This is a genomic window from Adhaeribacter terreus (genome assembly GCF_042657365.1).
GTDB lineage: Bacteria > Bacteroidota > Bacteroidia > Cytophagales > Hymenobacteraceae > Adhaeribacter_A > Adhaeribacter_A terreus.
This window is the reverse complement of sequence record NZ_JBHSKT010000001.1, coordinates 504,404-519,400: the sequence shown is the minus strand read 5'-3', so window position 1 is coordinate 519,400 and position 14,997 is coordinate 504,404. Positions and strand designations below refer to the sequence as shown.

Genomic DNA, 14,997 nt, shown 5'->3' with positions numbered 1-14,997 from the left:
AGCAGTGCTTTTTTGTTTAAAAACGGTATGGTTTGAAGCAGAAAAAGTCTAAACGAATAAACCTCCCAGGTTTCAGAAACCTGGGAGGTTTTTATTATCTGAATTTCCGCTTCAGAAATTTCTAATAATTAATAATTAAAATTACTGGCTGCTAAATTTTTCGATCTGCACACCTTTCGCGCCGGCAATTTGCAGGGCTTCGGTAACTACTACTTTAATGCGATCTAGAATTCCCTGGTGGCCTTTAAATAAAGCCAGTACATTTTCCGGTACATCTTCGCCGGCAGCGGCATCCTGCATGGCGCCGGCCTGTTCGATCATGTAGCACATGGCTTTAATTTTCGGGCCGCGCACGGTAACTTTCGGCGAACTGAATTTGATAACGCCTTTATTCAGGTGCTCGGAAATCAGTTCTTCCTCCGGAATATTCTGGCCGGAAAGTTCGAGTAATTTATTGTAGCTTTCCGGGTGCAGAAATTCCTTCATCATCGGTTCCAGCATCCCCTTTACTTTAGCATCGGAAATATGATGGGCGTACGAAATTATATTAAATAGCCAGTTCAGCGTGCCGTCGTTCTCTTCGAAAATTAAAGTTACTTCGCTTTTCATAGTTCATTTTTGGTTTAAGGCTATAAACGAGAATAAGCCGTTTTAGATTTGTTTCCCGGTTTTTTCTTCTAAAAACATAGCGTTTTTCTCATATACTGAATTTAAGCGCGAATGGTTATAAATGGAAAAGATTGCCCGAAACAGCCGGAATCCGCAAATAAATTCGCATTTTTGCAGATTAATTTACAAATCAGAAAATTATAAAATAAAATGCAGCTAAGCGAACAGGAATTACGCCGCCGCCACGAACGGGAAGCCCTCATGGAAATGGGCATTAACCCTTACCCTTCCGAATTATTTGACGTTACGGCTCTGGCCACAGAAATAAAAGAAAACTATAAACCGGAACTGAACAACTACCAGGAAGTAAGCCTGGCCGGTCGTTTAATGAGCCGCCGTATTATGGGCAAAGCTTCTTTTGCCGAACTTATGGACAGCAGCGGCCGCATTCAGATCTACGTTTCCCGCGATGATATTGCGCCCGGCGAAAACAAGGATCTGTACAACACCGTGTTCAAAAAAATGCTGGACATTGGTGATTTCATCGGTATTAAAGGCTACGTTTTTGTTACCCAGGTTGGCGAAATTTCGGTGCACGTTACCGAGCTTAAACTGCTGGCTAAAAGCTTAAAACCGCTGCCAATTGTAAAAGAAGCGGTAGATGAAGAAGGCAATAAAGTAACCTACGATGCTTTCTCCGATCCGGAACTGCGTTACCGTCAGCGTTATGTAGATCTGGTAGTAAATCCGCAGGTAAAAGATACGTTCATTAAGCGTACCAAGCTGATGAATTCGATGCGAAATTTCCTGAACGAACAAGGTTACCTGGAAGTAGAAACGCCGATTCTGCAGCCAATTCCAGGTGGCGCAGCTGCCCGTCCGTTCATTACGCACCACAATTCTTTGGATATCCCAATGTATCTGCGGATCGCGAACGAACTTTACCTGAAAAGATTGCTGGTGGGTGGTTTCGATGGGGTTTATGAATTTGCCAAAGATTTCCGGAACGAAGGCATGGACCGCACGCACAACCCGGAATTTACGGTTATGGAAGTGTATGTAACCTACAAAGACTACAACTGGATGATGGATATGACCGAAGCCATGATCGAGAAAGTAGCTTTAGACCTGCACGGAAAAACCAAAGTTCAGGTTGGCAAAAACGAGATCGATTTCAAACGTCCGTTCCAGCGCATTTCCATGTTCGATGCCATTAAAACGCACACCGGCATAGATATTACCGGTATGGACGAAGACCAGCTCCGCGACGTTTGCAAGCAACTCAATATTCCTACCGAACCTTCTATGGGTAAAGGCAAACTGATCGATGAGATCTTCGGTGAAAAATGCGAAGGCCACTACATTCAGCCAACTTTCATTACCGATTATCCGGTGGAAATGAGCCCGCTTTGTAAAAAACACCGCAGCAAAGAAGGTTTGGTTGAGCGTTTCGAGTTAATGGTGAACGGTAAAGAACTGGCCAACGCTTATTCAGAACTGAACGACCCGGTAGACCAGCGCGCCCGTTTTGAGGAACAAATGCACCTGGCCGCCAAAGGCGACAACGAAGCGATGTTCATCGATCAGGATTTCTTGCGGGCTTTGGAATATGGTATGCCGCCTGCGGCTGGTATGGGTATTGGTATAGACCGTCTCTGCATGATCATGACCAACAACCACTCTATTCAGGATGTGCTGTTCTTCCCGCAAATGAAACCGGAAAAGCAGGTGCAAACCGTAGAAGAATAATAAAAACCGTATGGTTTGAACACAAAAAAGTCCCGTCTTTTCAAACGGGACTTTTTTTTAATCGCTTAACTAACTCTTCTTAGATAAACTGAAGACTGAATTTTAAATAACTCACTTCATTTTTACTTATTCTTTCAAACTCGTATTCCCGTTCGTTTTTCAATCTAAAACTCACTTATCAATTAATCTTCTTAAACTAGTTAACCGACTATACATTATTATACGGGCATAACCTGCTTAAGGTTGCTAAATCGAAAAAATTAGCTCATGCTGCCAGTACCGCCGGCATTGCTACCAGAAGTAGAACCCGTTGAGCCAGTAGAACCGGCACCGGAAGTAGAAGATGAACCAGCAGATGAACCAGCTTTGGAATCACCGCCTTTGTTCATGCCCAGCATAGAAGTAGCCTGATCGATCAGACCGCCTGCATTCATGCTTTCCATTTTAGACATACCTTCCTGCAGTTTTTTCTCAAGATCTTTGCCCAGTTTAGAAGCAGATTTCTTCAGGCTGTCGCGGGTAGCGGTACCGCTGTCCGGAGCCATTAATAAACCGGCAATAACTCCGGCACTTGCACCGGCTAAAAGCGCTAAAATAATTTTTCCGCTATTGTCTTTCATAGTATTATAAATTTATAGAGTTGATTTTTATTTCACATTGGCACGGCCTGTATTACAAACCGCTCCAATAATTTAGCTTAACGTTTATTGATATATTTGGTTTTATCAATATGTAAATTTCTGACTTTTTAGGTCCGGAAACCTACCGTTTTTATTTACCTGATGAACGCTCAAACATATAGTTTATTATATATTTAAGCAAACATTTTTTCTGGTATTTTTCTTTCGGAAAAAATGTTTTAAAATTAAGCCAGGCTGTTGATCCAGCGGATCAGTTCACGCTTCGATTTCCCTAACTTGGTTTCGAGGTTACCCAGAAATTTATCTTCCTGCCCTTCCAGGTAAGCCAAGTCCTGATCGGTCAGATCGCCGTATTGGCTTTTCATTTTACCTTTCACCTGGTCCCAGTTTCCCTGGATCTGCAGGCTATCGCCGGCGCGGGTAAGGCCCATATTTTCCATTTTGTTCATCGCCACTCGGAATGTTTCGTCCATCTGGTCGCCTAAACGCATGGCGCTTCTTTTTAAACTGTCGATGGTGCTTTTACCGCTTTCCGGAGCCATCAGCAAACCGGCAATAACGCCCGCGCTGGCACCTGCCAAAGCAGCCATCCAGATTTTATTGCTGCTACCATTATCGGAAGTATATTTTTTCTTCTTCTTTTTAGAAGCTCCGAGTACTCCGGTAGAATATTGTCCGCGACCAGAATTGGCGTTGGCTGCATTTTCGTATCTCACTTTTTTACCGCCTTTATTAAAATGTCCGCTGTTCATAATTAGATTTTTATATTGGTGAAGAATGATGATTCGAGGTAGTAAATACGCTGCCTGAAACGGCTTTTTTTTAACGTAGATTGACTATACGGGAAGGGTTGATTTTGGTTAATTTTTTTCAGCCAACTTCACCCCAGCCCATATTTATGGCTCTTAAAGCAAACGTTTCAGCGAAAAGATAGTTTAAGATGTATATTTGAAAAAACAACCTGAATCTATGAAATCACTTTTAAAGCCTTTGGCTATAGCGTTTCCAGCCCTGCTTTTTTTCTCCTGCAAAACCACCGAAAAAACCGCCTGCATCGATTCGGCTAAAGTAAACCCGGATGGTATCTGCATCGAAATTTATGATCCCGTGTGCGGCTGCGACGGCAAAACCTACGGAAATTCCTGCGTGGCCGACAATGCCGGCGTTACGTCTTATACCAAAGGCGCGTGTAAATAATGAGTTTAAATGTGAAAAAGCTACCGTTTTATGTCCGATAAAAAATACATTCTGCAAACAAATCCTTTTCTGGTTCCAACCACCGACGGCAAGCGCATTGAAGAACATTTCGGGCTGGCTACTACCCACACATCGGCTTACAGTGTAGCGCACATGCTGGCGCCGCCAAACTGGAGCGAACCTTTTCAGAAACCGGAATTTGATGAAGTAACCTTGGTTTTGCGCGGTAAAAAACGCATCGAAATGGATGATGAAACAATAGACCTCGGCGAACGCCAATCTATTTTAATTAAGGCCGGAACCCGTGTACGCTATTCCAATCCTTTCGATGAACCTTGCGAGTACGTTTCTTTCTGCGTTCCAGCATTCAATATTGCTACCGTGAACCGGGAAGATGAGTAATGTTCTAATGGCTTAATGTGCTAATGTGCTTATCTTTGAATGAAAGAATGAGTGAATTAGTAAGTGAAAACTATCTGGTGCAAGTGTTAAGCGATAGCCTCACTTGTGCCTACATATTTTAGAAAGTCTTCAGACTCTCGTGTTTATAAAGAATGTATTTACGCAAGTCTGAAGACTTACAGACATAACCAGAAACAAGTGACGCTATCGTTTAACACTTGCACCAGACAATGCACCATACTATGCCATCCTGAGCGTGAGCGAAGGACCTTGTTTGCTTATAGCGCTTCAGTAGACTATAAAAGCCTTGCAAAACGCTATGGTTTTCTAATGAAAAAGTCACAAAGATTAACTTTCTACCAAACCGCCAATAAGGTCCTACGCTCGCGCTCAGGATGACAGTATTTAATGAATAAAAAAAAGCCTCTGAATTTCTTCAGAGGCTTTTTTTTATTAGTGCCAATTAGCAAACCAGCCCATTAAAAAATTAGCATATTATTGTTTCGGGCTGATCATTTCTACGATATCTTCGGTAATACCAGTAGAAGAGAAACCGCCGTCGTGCATTAAGTTTTGCATGGTTACTTTTCTCGTCAGGTCAGAGAACATCATGATGCAGTAGTTGGCGCAATCTTCAGCAGAAGCATTACCCAGCGGACTCATTTTGTTCGCATATTCAAAGAAAGCATCGAAACCGCCTACACCGGAACCAGCCGTAGTCATGGTTGGGCTTTGAGAAATGGTGTTCACACGTACGTTTTTAAGTTTGGCAAAACGGTAACCATAATTGCGGGCAATACTTTCCAAAACCGCTTTCGCTTGGCTCATATCCGTATAATCAGGGAATACGCGCTGCGCGGCAATGTAAGAAAGTGCTACGATCGAGCCCCATTCGTTCATCGCATCCTGCTTTTCAGCCACCGCCATCATTTTATGGAAGGAAAGCGCCGAAATATCGAGCGTTTTCTGGAACCAGTCGTAGTTCAGGTCGCCGTAGTTTTTGCCTTTGCGAATGTTCGGACTCATACCAATGGAGTGCAGCACAAAGTCAATTTTACCGCCCAGGATCTCGGTAGATTTCGAGAACAGGTTTTCCAGATCTTCTACCGAAGTTGCATCGGCGGGAATAATTTGCGCGTTGCAGGTTTCGGCCAGCTTGTTTATTTCGCCCATCCGCATGGCTAATGGTGCATTTGTCAGCACGATCTCTGCTCCTTCTTCGTGAGCCTTAAGCGCCACTTTCCAGGCAATAGATTCCTCGTTAAGAGCCCCGGATATAATTCCTCTTTTTCCTTTAAGCAGGTTATAAGCCATAGTTTCGTTTGTCGTTATTCGTTGTTCGTTATCCGCGTACAGCTACGCCGAAATTAATCCTGCAATATTGCTAATTATGCTGAAAGCTGAAAATCTGAATATAGAAATTTGATTTGCTGCAAGAAAAAAAGCTATGGTTTTTAGGTAAAAAAGTCAGGCAACAAAAAACCTCACGAGTCTTAAGACCTGTGAGGTTTAAAATCAAAAACTCGAATAACGAGCAACGATTAACGAACAACGACTAAAGTGCCAGCAACTCCTTCGCGCTTTGGTAAGCATTGGTGCTTGGGTTGGCACCGGCAATCATCTGGGCAATTTCTTTTACGCGTTCGTCTTCGCTTAATTTCCGGATGTTGGAAACGGTGCGGTCGGCGCGGTCTTGTTTGTAAACAAAATAATGTTCGTTGCCCTGCGCAGCCATTTGCGGTAAGTGCGAAATAGCAATGAGCTGGTGTTTCTTGGCCATTTGCTGCATCATCTTGCCTACTTTCACCGCAATCTCGCCAGAAATGCCTGTGTCAATTTCATCGAAAACGATGGTTGGTAAGGCAGTTTTATCGGCTAATAAATATTTCACGCAAAGCATTAAACGCGAGAATTCACCACCAGAAGCAGCTTTACTCAAGGTTTGCGGTTGCGCGCCTTTGTTTGCACTGAACAAGATCGAAACGAGGTCTAAACCAGTTGGATTTGGCGCTACTGTTTGATGCTCGATCACAATTCTGGCGTTCGGCATTCCGAGTTCAGAAAGCAGATCATGCAACTCACTTTCAAATTTTGGAAACACTTTTTTACGACTTTCCGATAGCGTTTTTCCGGTTTGTTCTACTTCCGCAGCAGCAGCGGTCATTTCCTTTTTGGTTTTCTCAATGGCCGCGTCCAGATTATGTACACTGGAAACTTTGCCTTCCAGATCCTGCTCTATCAGCAACAGTTCAGCCACAGTTCTTACGGAATGTTTGCGCTGCAGCGTGTAGAGCAAATTCAAACGGTCCTGAATTACTTCCAGACGTTGCGGATCGGCTTCGGTTTTGCGTTCGGCAGTTTCCACTTCAGCGGCAATATCGTTCAGTTCAATTAAGCTGCTGTCCAAACGTTCTTTCAAAGCCTGAAAACTATCGGAATAAGCGGCAACCTGCCCCAGTAAATGCGAAGCATCTTTCATGGCTAGCACCACGTTCATTTCGCCTTCGCTTAAATATTGCAAAGCCTGGCTCAGCTTCAGCTTTATTTCTTCGGCGTGTTCCAGTTGCTTCAATTCACTTTCCAGTTCTTCCTGCTCGCCATCTTTTAAACCAGCTTCCGAAAGTTCGTTTAGTAAAAACGTATGATAATCCAGCTCTTTGTTGCTTTGCGCCAATTCAGCTTCCAGTTTTTTATAAGCTGCTTCGAGTTTTTTGAAGTTTTTATATACCGTTTGGTAACGCTCCAGCTCTCTCTGATTGCCGGCGTAAAGATCCAGAATATTCAATTGATAAGCCGAATCGCCGAGCTGCAGCGTATCGTGCTGCGAGTGAATATCCATCAGGAACGTACCAACCTTGCGCAAGCTTTCCAGCGTTACCGGTGTATCATTTATAAAAGCGCGCGATTTTCCGGTAGGCGTAATTTCGCGGCGCAAAATACACGTAGCATCGTAATCAATATCTTCGGCCGTAAAAAGCGGTTGGAGCTCATAATCGGCTACGTTAAAAACGCCTTCGATCACGCATTTCTGTTCGGTATTGAAAAGCAGTTTGGAATCGGCGCGGTTACCCAAAAGCAAACCAATGGCGCCGAGCATGATAGATTTACCCGCGCCGGTTTCGCCGGTAATCACGTTTAGCAACGGCGACGGCTGCAGTTGCAGATTCTCAATTAAAGCGTAATTCTGTATTTTTAAATCAACAAGCATGAATTTTCAGCAAAGCGTTTCGAGGTCGTAAACCAATTCCTGTATCTCTCCCAGCTCGAACGTGTGCAAACGTTGCCGGTAATCTCTAATACACAAAGATACATCAGAAAATTCGTTTACCGTGCCGTGAAATACGCGGTTATCGGTTAAAATAAGCTGCACCTCGCGTTTCCCAATTTCGGCCTTCTTATCAACCAGATTTTTCTGAAAAATACGAACCTGCCGCTTGCCCATTTTTAATTTTGAATGCGTGAATTGGTGAATCAGAGAATGATTGAATGAAAGAATTAGAAAATGCGAACAGCAAAAAACGGTAGCTTTTTCACTATAAAAACTCCGGAAAACGGTATGGTTTCTGAGCAAAAAAGTGCTGAAGTGAAATTTTTGTGAAAAAATTCAAGTATTGACTTATTCACGCATTCTCTCCTCCAATCATTAAAAATTTAACGCATGATCGTCTGGTAGCGCGCCGTATTGGTTGGGTCTATTTCGGAAAGCAATGTAATCGCGGCTTGCTTATCGGCTGGCGAAGCACCTTTCATTACGTTCACGATCTCGTCGGTTTTAGCTTCGAAGAAATCGCGGATCAGGGCAGCGCCTGGTTTTAAACGGGCCGACTGTTGAATGCCTCGCAAAGCAGTTAAAATATTGGTGCGCGCTTCCTCCGGTTTGGTCATGTAAATATCCATGCCTTGCAGATGGTAGCTGTAAAGCGCATTTCTCACCGATTCCATTTGCGGATCCTGCAGGCCATTTATTACCCAATAGCGGTTGCGGGTGCCTTCAAAAGCTTTCCAGCCGGGGTTATTCTGACCTTGCGCCACCACATTATTCATCACATTCACGGCTTTGTCATACATTTTCGAACCACCTTTCTGCGCGTAAGTGTCCATGTCCATACCAATAAAAGTATAGGCATAAAAAGAAAGCAGCGACGCTAAATTAGAGGTAAAAGTGTTTTCGGAGAATTGCAGCGGCTGCGCATCGTTAAACTCAAAGCTCCAGTCTTTATCGATGTGCGAAAAAACCACCGTTTCGTAAGCGGTGCCGTAAACCGGCCGGCTCGAAAGTGCCTGCACTGTGGCTTTGTAGTTCCCGATCTCGGGCATGGAAGTAATGGTAATGAAAAGCTTGCAGTTTATGCGTTCTTCCATCTTATACACGTCGTTGGTCCAGCGCGTATTATTCATATAATTGAAGATCTGGTTACGCATTTCGGTGAAGATCCGCTTGTTTGGCACTTGCTGCAACTGCTCGGTATTAACCGTAATTTCGCAATTCAGTTCCTGCGCCTGCGTTTGCAAACCCAATACCATCAAAAAGAAAACCGCTGCTAAAACTTTACGCATACATTCTTTCCATTATCGTCCGGACAATATCCTGCGCTACCGCCGTTTTTGCCTTCAGTTCAAAGTTCGTTATTTTATCGCGCTCCACAATACTGATCTTGTTGGTATCGTGTTTAAAACCGGCGCCGGCATCCTGAAGCGAATTCAGAATAACCATATCCAGATTTTTCTTTTGCAGTTTCTGCTGCGCGTGCACCAGTTCGTTGTTGGTTTCCAGCGCAAAGCCCACCGAAAACTGATTCGGCTTTTTCTGTTTCCCGAGCGTAGCAGCAATATCTACGTTCTTCACCAGCTCAATACTAAACGAATCAGAATCCTTTTTTATTTTGGTTCCGGCGGCTTGTTTTGGTTTATAATCGGCCACGGCGGCGGCAAAAACCCAGATATCCGCTTCAGCTGCATATTTCTGCACTTCGGCAAACATTTCATCAGCCGTCATTACCGAAACGGTATGGATTTGCGGATGAAATGTCTTGAGATTAACCGGCCCGGAAACTAAGATAACTTCCGCGCCTTTTTCAGCAAATTCTTCTGCCAGCGCAAAACCCATTTTGCCGGTAGAGTGGTTGCCGATAAAACGCACCGGATCGATCGGTTCATACGTTGGCCCGGCCGTAAGCAGTACTTTTTTTCCCTTAAGCAATGTGCAGGTCCGTAAAATGTTGGTAAAGCATTTCTACAATCTCTTCCGGTTCCGCTAACCGGCCCTGCCCTACCAGACCACTAGCCAGTTCGCCAAAACCCGCTTCGATGATATAGTTACCGTAGTTTTTCAGTTTGTCGAAATTAGCAGATACTGCCGGATGACGGTACATATCCAGGTCCATGGCCGGAGCCACAAAAACCGGGCAGCGCGCCGATAAATAACAGGCCGTAAGCAAATTATCGCAGAAACCATTGGCCATTTTTGCTACCGTATTGGCGCTTGCCGGTGCAATAACCATGGCATCGGCCCACAGACCAAGTTCTACGTGGTTGTTCCATTCGCCGCTTTCGTTCTTCACAAATTCAGTTAAAACCGGCCGTTTGGAAAGCGTAGCCAACGTGAGCGGGGTAATAAAGCCAGAAGCAGAAGTGGTCAGGATCACCTGCACTTCTGCTTCTGCTTTAACGAGTAACCGCACCAGATGCGCCGCTTTATACGCCGCAATGCTGCCAGTTACGCCCAATAAGATCTTTTTATGCCGAAGCATAGCAATTTACAATGAAGGCGTTTCTTCCTCTTCTTCCGGCATGCGGAACATCACTTTGCCTTCCATGAACTCTTCAATAGCCAGAATAGTAGGCTTTGGCAGGCGCTCGTAGTATTTTGAAATTTCGATCTGCTCGCGGTTCTCAAAAACTTCTTCCAGGTTATCTACGGTAGTTGCAAATTCGGCCAGTTTCGAGTTCAGCTCTTCTTTCAGTTTTACCGAGATCTGGTTTGCTCTCTTCGAGATAATTGCCACAGACTCATACACGTTGCCGGTTTCTTTTGCGAATTCGGCCATGTTGCGGGTAATAATTGAAGCAGGTACGTTTGCCATATATGTGTATATTTAAATGCTAAGTTAAAAAAATGGTAGGCTTTTGAGCCTTAAAACTCACTATTCTTTTGCCGCCGAAACCCGAAGTTTTTCCAGCTGGCTTTGTGCGGCCGTATAAAAACCTTCGGCTGTACGCAAATATTTACTCTTCGGATACTTATCAATAAAACCCTGGTACAAGCCCACAACGTCGTAATAACGGTCGCGCTGCTTTTCGGCTACGCTTTCTCTGGCCAAGTTATACTGCGATTCGATCTGATAAAAAGCCGCTTCTTCGTTAAATTCCGAAGAAGGGTAGTTGGTCTGAAAATTCCCCAGCGCAACTATTGCCGACTGGTAACGGCGTAACTGGTGATATAATTTAGCGCTTTCAAATGCTTTAACTTCCAGTTTTTCGTTCAGGTCGTCGTACATCTCGTTCGCTTCTTCCTTATTCTTGCTCTGCGGGTAACGGTTCAGGTATTCCTGAATAGCTTCCAGCGCGGTATAAGTATTGGTCTGGTCCAGATCGAAGGAAGGCGAATCTTTATAAAGCGATTTGGTGTGCAGGAACATTGCATCTTCGGCAAATTCGCTGCGCGGGTACGTGTCGTAGAAATTACGGAAATAATACGCACTTAGCACGTAATCGCGCTGAAAATACTGGGTATTGGCATACAGGAACTGCGCTTTCTCCGATTCCGGGCGACCTCTTAAAAGTGGTATCAGTTCTTCGAGTAAAAGTCCGGCTTTATAATAATCTTTCTTCTCGTAGTATTTCAGGGCGGCTTCGTACTTTTTATCTACGCTGTCGCTCTTCAGTATCTTCTGAAAATCGGAACAGGCAGTAAAAAACACCGCTACCGACCAGAAAAGAAGTATATGAAAAATTCGTTTGTTCATGAGGGCGCAAAAATAGCGATAATCTTTTAGAATTCCCAAGATAACGCTATTAGCCGTTCAGTATTGTTAAGGTTTCTTGCCATTCGCCGCTTTTGAGGCATTTTTAGCGGCGCGCTTTGCCTGGCGTTGCTCCTTGCGGGTAGGTTTGGCGGCGTTTTTTGCAGGAGTAGTTTTGGCCGGAGCAGCAGGTTGTTTCACCACCACTTTTTTCGGAAGCCTTGGCCCCAACACCATTTCGCGGGTAGGTTTTTCGGCGATCAGCCACTGATAACCATCCAGCCGGGTTTCTTCCGGGCTGAGTTCGTGCGGCGGAATAAAGCGGGCCACGGGCTTATCCAGGAAAGAAATGCTCTGCAATTTATTTTCCATGAACTGAATCATCATGTCGGAGCAAATGGCGCGGTTCATGCCGGTTACAGCCGTATCACCTTCCAGCGCATAATAAATGCTTTCGGAATTGCCGTTCACGTTTACCCTTCTTATTGCATCGTTCTTAAAGAAAGCGGTCATGTCGCGGCCTTTCACCTGGTTGTAATTCTTAAGCGTATCTTCCGAAACCGAAAAAGCATCGGTGTACATTTTCATGGTGTGCAGCTTTTTGTTCCGGATAAAAAGCTGCATGTGTTTGGCCGTAAGCTGGTTTTTGTCTGACCACAAAATAGGCCGCGTAAACATATAAATCACCGAATCTTTCTGGTTGTAGGTCAGCGAATCGCATTTCCCCTGTAAGTCGGTTTTAAAGATCCGCACTTCGTGGTAGGCATAGATCATGCTCGCTTTGGCCGTATCTTTCGATTCTTCCGAAATCAGAATATCTGCCGACATATAAAGCGTATCATTTTCCATGATATTCTCCAGCACCGGGCTTCCCGTAATTTCGGCGCGGCCCGTATTCTGCCAGTATTTGGCGCGTTGGCCTTTAATTATCACGTTATCGGTTTTCGAGGTCATGCTCACGTTACCGTCGGCCTGCCCGTATTTGGTATTCTGGTTGTAATACAAAACATCGCCGCCTAACAGGTACTTTTCCGTTTCAATTTTGGCATTCCGTTCAAAGTTCGAAACCTTGGTTATGGTATTGTAATTCCCTTTTTCGGCGTAAATTTTTCCGTCTTTGCCATTAATATTGGTAGGCCCGTTAAAATAAGCAATTTTAGTAACGGTGTGATAAAGCAGGTCGTTAGTGGTAATTAAATAATCCGGCGAAGTAAGTACCACGTTCTGCGTGAAGTGGAACATTTTGGTTTGGGTATTATAATCACCCGTCTGGCTCGTTAAATTATTGGTGCCGTCTATAATAGTACCGCCTTCGTTATAAAAAGCCGTTTTCCGATCCAGGTCATAATCCAGATTCGGGGTGGTTAAGGTCATGCGCGAATCCTGCAAAACTACATTGCCGCGCAGTTTCGCACGCCGGGCATCGCCATCGTAATAAGCCGTATTGGAAGTAGCCGTTACCGAATCTCCCTGCGTAATGCGCACATTGCTGAAGGCCTCCATGGCATTTTGATCGGCATATTGGTAAGCCGAATCGCAATACATATAGGTGTCCTGCTGCTTGAAAACCACGTTACCGAGCAGTTTACGGATCTCACGGCCGTTAAAAACGCCACCTTCCAGGGCATCGGCGCGCACCAGTTCCACTTTCTCACCTTTGGGCTTTGGCTGACCTTGTTGCGCCCAAACCCGAAAAACCGGAATGGCCAGAAAAAACAGAAAAAGCAGTACTTTCGTGATCTTCATTTAAACCTTAGTAAAGCGGGCAAAATTAGCAAAAAAGCCGGCACCGCCTAAATGCGACTTTTCCAGCCAGAAACCATAGCGTTTTTTAATAGCAAAATCCGAAAAACGCTATGCTTTTAACCGAAAAAAGTCCGGCCTGTTTTTAAACGCATTTACGCCCGAAATAATAAAGTGGTGAAGAAATTTATTTTTAACGGAAACAAAAGGCCCCCTTTGGAGGGGGCTGGGGGGAGGACCACACATTACTGATAAAAAACTCAGATAAAGTAATCCTACCCCTCCAAAGGGGGACAAAAAACATTAGAAAATCTGCACATTACCCAATGCTCGAAAAAATAGCTTCTTATATAAAAGAAAACGAACTGGCGCCGGCCGGTTCTAAAATTGTAGTAGCCGTAAGCGGCGGCCTCGATTCCGTAGTTCTTGCCGATGTTCTTCACAAACTAAAATACGAAATTGCCATTGCGCACTGTAACTTCGGGTTGCGCGGCGAAGATTCCGAAGCCGATGAATTGTTCGTGAAAAAGCTGGCCAAGAAATACGAAGTGCCGTTTTTCGCCGAACATTTTTCCACCCAGTCTTTTGCCGATGAGCACGGACTTTCCATTCAAATGGCTGCGCGGCAATTGCGTTACAGCTGGTTCGAAAAACTGCGCCATGAAATTGGTTTCGACTTTATTGCCACCGCCCATCATCAGAACGACACCTTAGAAACCATTCTGCTGAACCTCACGCGCGGTACCGGTTTGGCAGGTTTACACGGCATTCCGCCTAAAAACGGCAAATTAGTTCGTCCGTTGCTGTGCATGGCCAAAGACGATCTGTACGATTATCTGGTGGAAAAACGCCTGGCCTGGCGCGAAGATGCAAGCAACGAAACCACCAAGTACCAGCGCAATCTGTTGCGTCACGAAGTAGTACCGGTGCTCAAAAAGCTAAACCCGAATCTGGAAGAAACCATTTTCCAGACCTCCGAACGCATCCGCGGCGCCGAAGCCATTTTTGAAAATTACGTTGCAGAAGTTAAAAACCGCGCCGTAAAAGAATCCGACGAAGCAACTTATATAAATGTGCTAGAACTGGAAAAGAGTTTATCGTTGGCCACCGTGCTGCACGAGCTGCTAAAACCGTATCATTTTCCCTTCGAAAAGTCGAAGCAAATTGCCGAAAACCTGCGCAATACTTCCGGCACCCAATTCGATTCACCGACGCACCACCTGGTAATAGACCGCGAACAACTCGTGATCACGCCCAAAGACCTGCGCCACTTTGCCTCCTACGAAATTTCGGAAACCGTCACAGAATTGCAAGCCGAAAGCTTCACTGTCAAACTGAAACGCGTCCCCGCCGAAGGTTATAAAATTCCGAAAGGCAAAAACATAGCCGCTTTAGATGCCGGCTTGCTGCAATTCCCGCTCAAACTCCGCCCGTGGCAGGAAGGCGACTGGTTCGTTCCGCTCGGGATGAATGGTAAGAAAAAGATCTCTGATTTGCTCATAGACCAGAAAGTACCGCTGAATTTAAAATCGAAGGTTTTGGTGCTGACTTCTGCGCAAAGCATTGCTTGGGTGGTGGGGCAGCGGCCGGATAACCGGTTTAAAGTAAGTGAGAAGACCGAGGACGTTTTAGAGGTTTGGTTTGAGGGGAAAGGTTAAAATTTTTAAAAATAAATTTCAGGACCACTATAACAA

Annotated in this window: 16 protein-coding genes; 4 read left to right on the top strand and 12 right to left on the bottom strand. The window is 44.8% G+C overall.

Annotated features, from left to right (window positions below):
- Window positions 1-141: 141 nt before the first annotated feature.
- Window positions 142-609, bottom strand: coding sequence for a hypothetical protein (locus tag ACFPIB_RS02170; protein WP_378015776.1), 468 nt, complete (start codon window positions 607-609; stop codon window positions 142-144).
- A 210-nt stretch (window positions 610-819) separates the two neighbouring features.
- Between ACFPIB_RS02170 and lysS the strand changes: the two genes are divergently transcribed.
- Window positions 820-2,358, top strand: coding sequence for a lysine--tRNA ligase (gene lysS, locus ACFPIB_RS02165; protein ID WP_378015775.1), 1,539 nt, complete (start codon window positions 820-822; stop codon window positions 2,356-2,358).
- A gap of 260 nt (window positions 2,359-2,618) precedes the next feature.
- Here the strand turns inward: lysS and ACFPIB_RS02160 are convergent, their stop codons facing one another.
- Window positions 2,619-2,978 (bottom strand): YtxH domain-containing protein, encoded by a 360-nt coding sequence (locus ACFPIB_RS02160; RefSeq protein WP_378015774.1) that lies wholly within the window; start codon window positions 2,976-2,978, stop codon window positions 2,619-2,621.
- A gap of 245 nt (window positions 2,979-3,223) precedes the next feature.
- Window positions 3,224-3,751, bottom strand: a complete 528-nt coding sequence (locus ACFPIB_RS02155; RefSeq protein ID WP_378015773.1) for a CsbD family protein — start codon at window positions 3,749-3,751, stop codon at window positions 3,224-3,226.
- Window positions 3,752-3,968: 217 nt separating this feature from the next.
- Here ACFPIB_RS02155 and ACFPIB_RS02150 point away from each other — a divergent pair, with 217 nt between their 5' ends.
- Together ACFPIB_RS02150 and ACFPIB_RS02145 are read left to right on the top strand one after the other, a co-directional pair.
- Window positions 3,969-4,196 carry a Kazal-type serine protease inhibitor family protein gene (locus tag ACFPIB_RS02150; protein WP_378015772.1) on the top strand — a complete coding sequence of 76 codons (228 nt, stop codon included), beginning with the start codon at window positions 3,969-3,971 and terminating at the stop codon, window positions 4,194-4,196.
- Window positions 4,197-4,226: 30 nt separating this feature from the next.
- A complete protein-coding gene (locus ACFPIB_RS02145; RefSeq protein ID WP_378015771.1) occupies window positions 4,227-4,598 on the top strand; it encodes a cupin domain-containing protein in 372 nt (123 codons plus the stop codon).
- Between the two features lie 495 nt (window positions 4,599-5,093).
- On the opposite strand, the gene ACFPIB_RS02140 is transcribed toward ACFPIB_RS02145, so the two are convergent.
- The 9 genes from ACFPIB_RS02140 to ACFPIB_RS02100 all read right to left on the bottom strand — a co-directional run bounded on the left by ACFPIB_RS02140 (window position 5,094) and on the right by ACFPIB_RS02100 (window position 13,306).
- Window positions 5,094-5,912, bottom strand: a complete 819-nt coding sequence (locus ACFPIB_RS02140) for an enoyl-ACP reductase FabI (RefSeq protein WP_378015770.1) — start codon at window positions 5,910-5,912, stop codon at window positions 5,094-5,096.
- Window positions 5,913-6,153: 241 nt separating this feature from the next.
- A complete protein-coding gene (gene recN, locus ACFPIB_RS02135) occupies window positions 6,154-7,806 on the bottom strand; it encodes a DNA repair protein RecN (RefSeq protein ID WP_378015769.1) in 1,653 nt (550 codons plus the stop codon).
- 6 nt (window positions 7,807-7,812) lie between these two features.
- Window positions 7,813-8,040 (bottom strand): hypothetical protein, encoded by a 228-nt coding sequence (locus ACFPIB_RS02130; RefSeq protein WP_378015768.1) that lies wholly within the window; start codon window positions 8,038-8,040, stop codon window positions 7,813-7,815.
- 209 nt (window positions 8,041-8,249) lie between these two features.
- Window positions 8,250-9,155, bottom strand: a complete 906-nt coding sequence (gene porD / locus ACFPIB_RS02125) for a type IX secretion system protein PorD (RefSeq protein WP_378015767.1) — start codon at window positions 9,153-9,155, stop codon at window positions 8,250-8,252.
- Complete coding sequence (gene coaBC / locus ACFPIB_RS02120; protein WP_378015766.1) at window positions 9,148-9,798, bottom strand: bifunctional phosphopantothenoylcysteine decarboxylase/phosphopantothenate--cysteine ligase CoaBC; 651 nt, start codon at window positions 9,796-9,798, stop codon at window positions 9,148-9,150. The genes porD and coaBC overlap by 8 nt, the downstream gene beginning before the upstream one ends.
- Window positions 9,791-10,348 (bottom strand): flavoprotein, encoded by a 558-nt coding sequence (locus ACFPIB_RS02115; protein ID WP_378015765.1) that lies wholly within the window; start codon window positions 10,346-10,348, stop codon window positions 9,791-9,793. Before ACFPIB_RS02115 ends, coaBC begins: the two co-directional genes overlap by 8 nt.
- 6 nt (window positions 10,349-10,354) lie before the next feature.
- Entirely contained in the window at window positions 10,355-10,681 is a 327-nt protein-coding gene (locus ACFPIB_RS02110; RefSeq protein WP_200504377.1) for a DNA-directed RNA polymerase subunit omega, read from the bottom strand.
- Window positions 10,682-10,741: 60 nt separating this feature from the next.
- Window positions 10,742-11,563: an outer membrane protein assembly factor BamD gene (locus ACFPIB_RS02105; RefSeq protein ID WP_378015764.1), complete on the bottom strand. Its 822-nt coding sequence runs from the start codon at window positions 11,561-11,563 to the stop codon at window positions 10,742-10,744.
- Window positions 11,564-11,629: 66 nt separating this feature from the next.
- Window positions 11,630-13,306: an OstA-like protein gene (locus tag ACFPIB_RS02100; RefSeq protein ID WP_378015763.1), complete on the bottom strand. Its 1,677-nt coding sequence runs from the start codon at window positions 13,304-13,306 to the stop codon at window positions 11,630-11,632.
- Window positions 13,307-13,629: 323 nt separating this feature from the next.
- Here ACFPIB_RS02100 and tilS point away from each other — a divergent pair, with 323 nt between their 5' ends.
- Window positions 13,630-14,961: a tRNA lysidine(34) synthetase TilS gene (gene tilS / locus ACFPIB_RS02095; RefSeq protein WP_378015762.1), complete on the top strand. Its 1,332-nt coding sequence runs from the start codon at window positions 13,630-13,632 to the stop codon at window positions 14,959-14,961.
- Window positions 14,962-14,997: the final 36 nt, after the last annotated feature.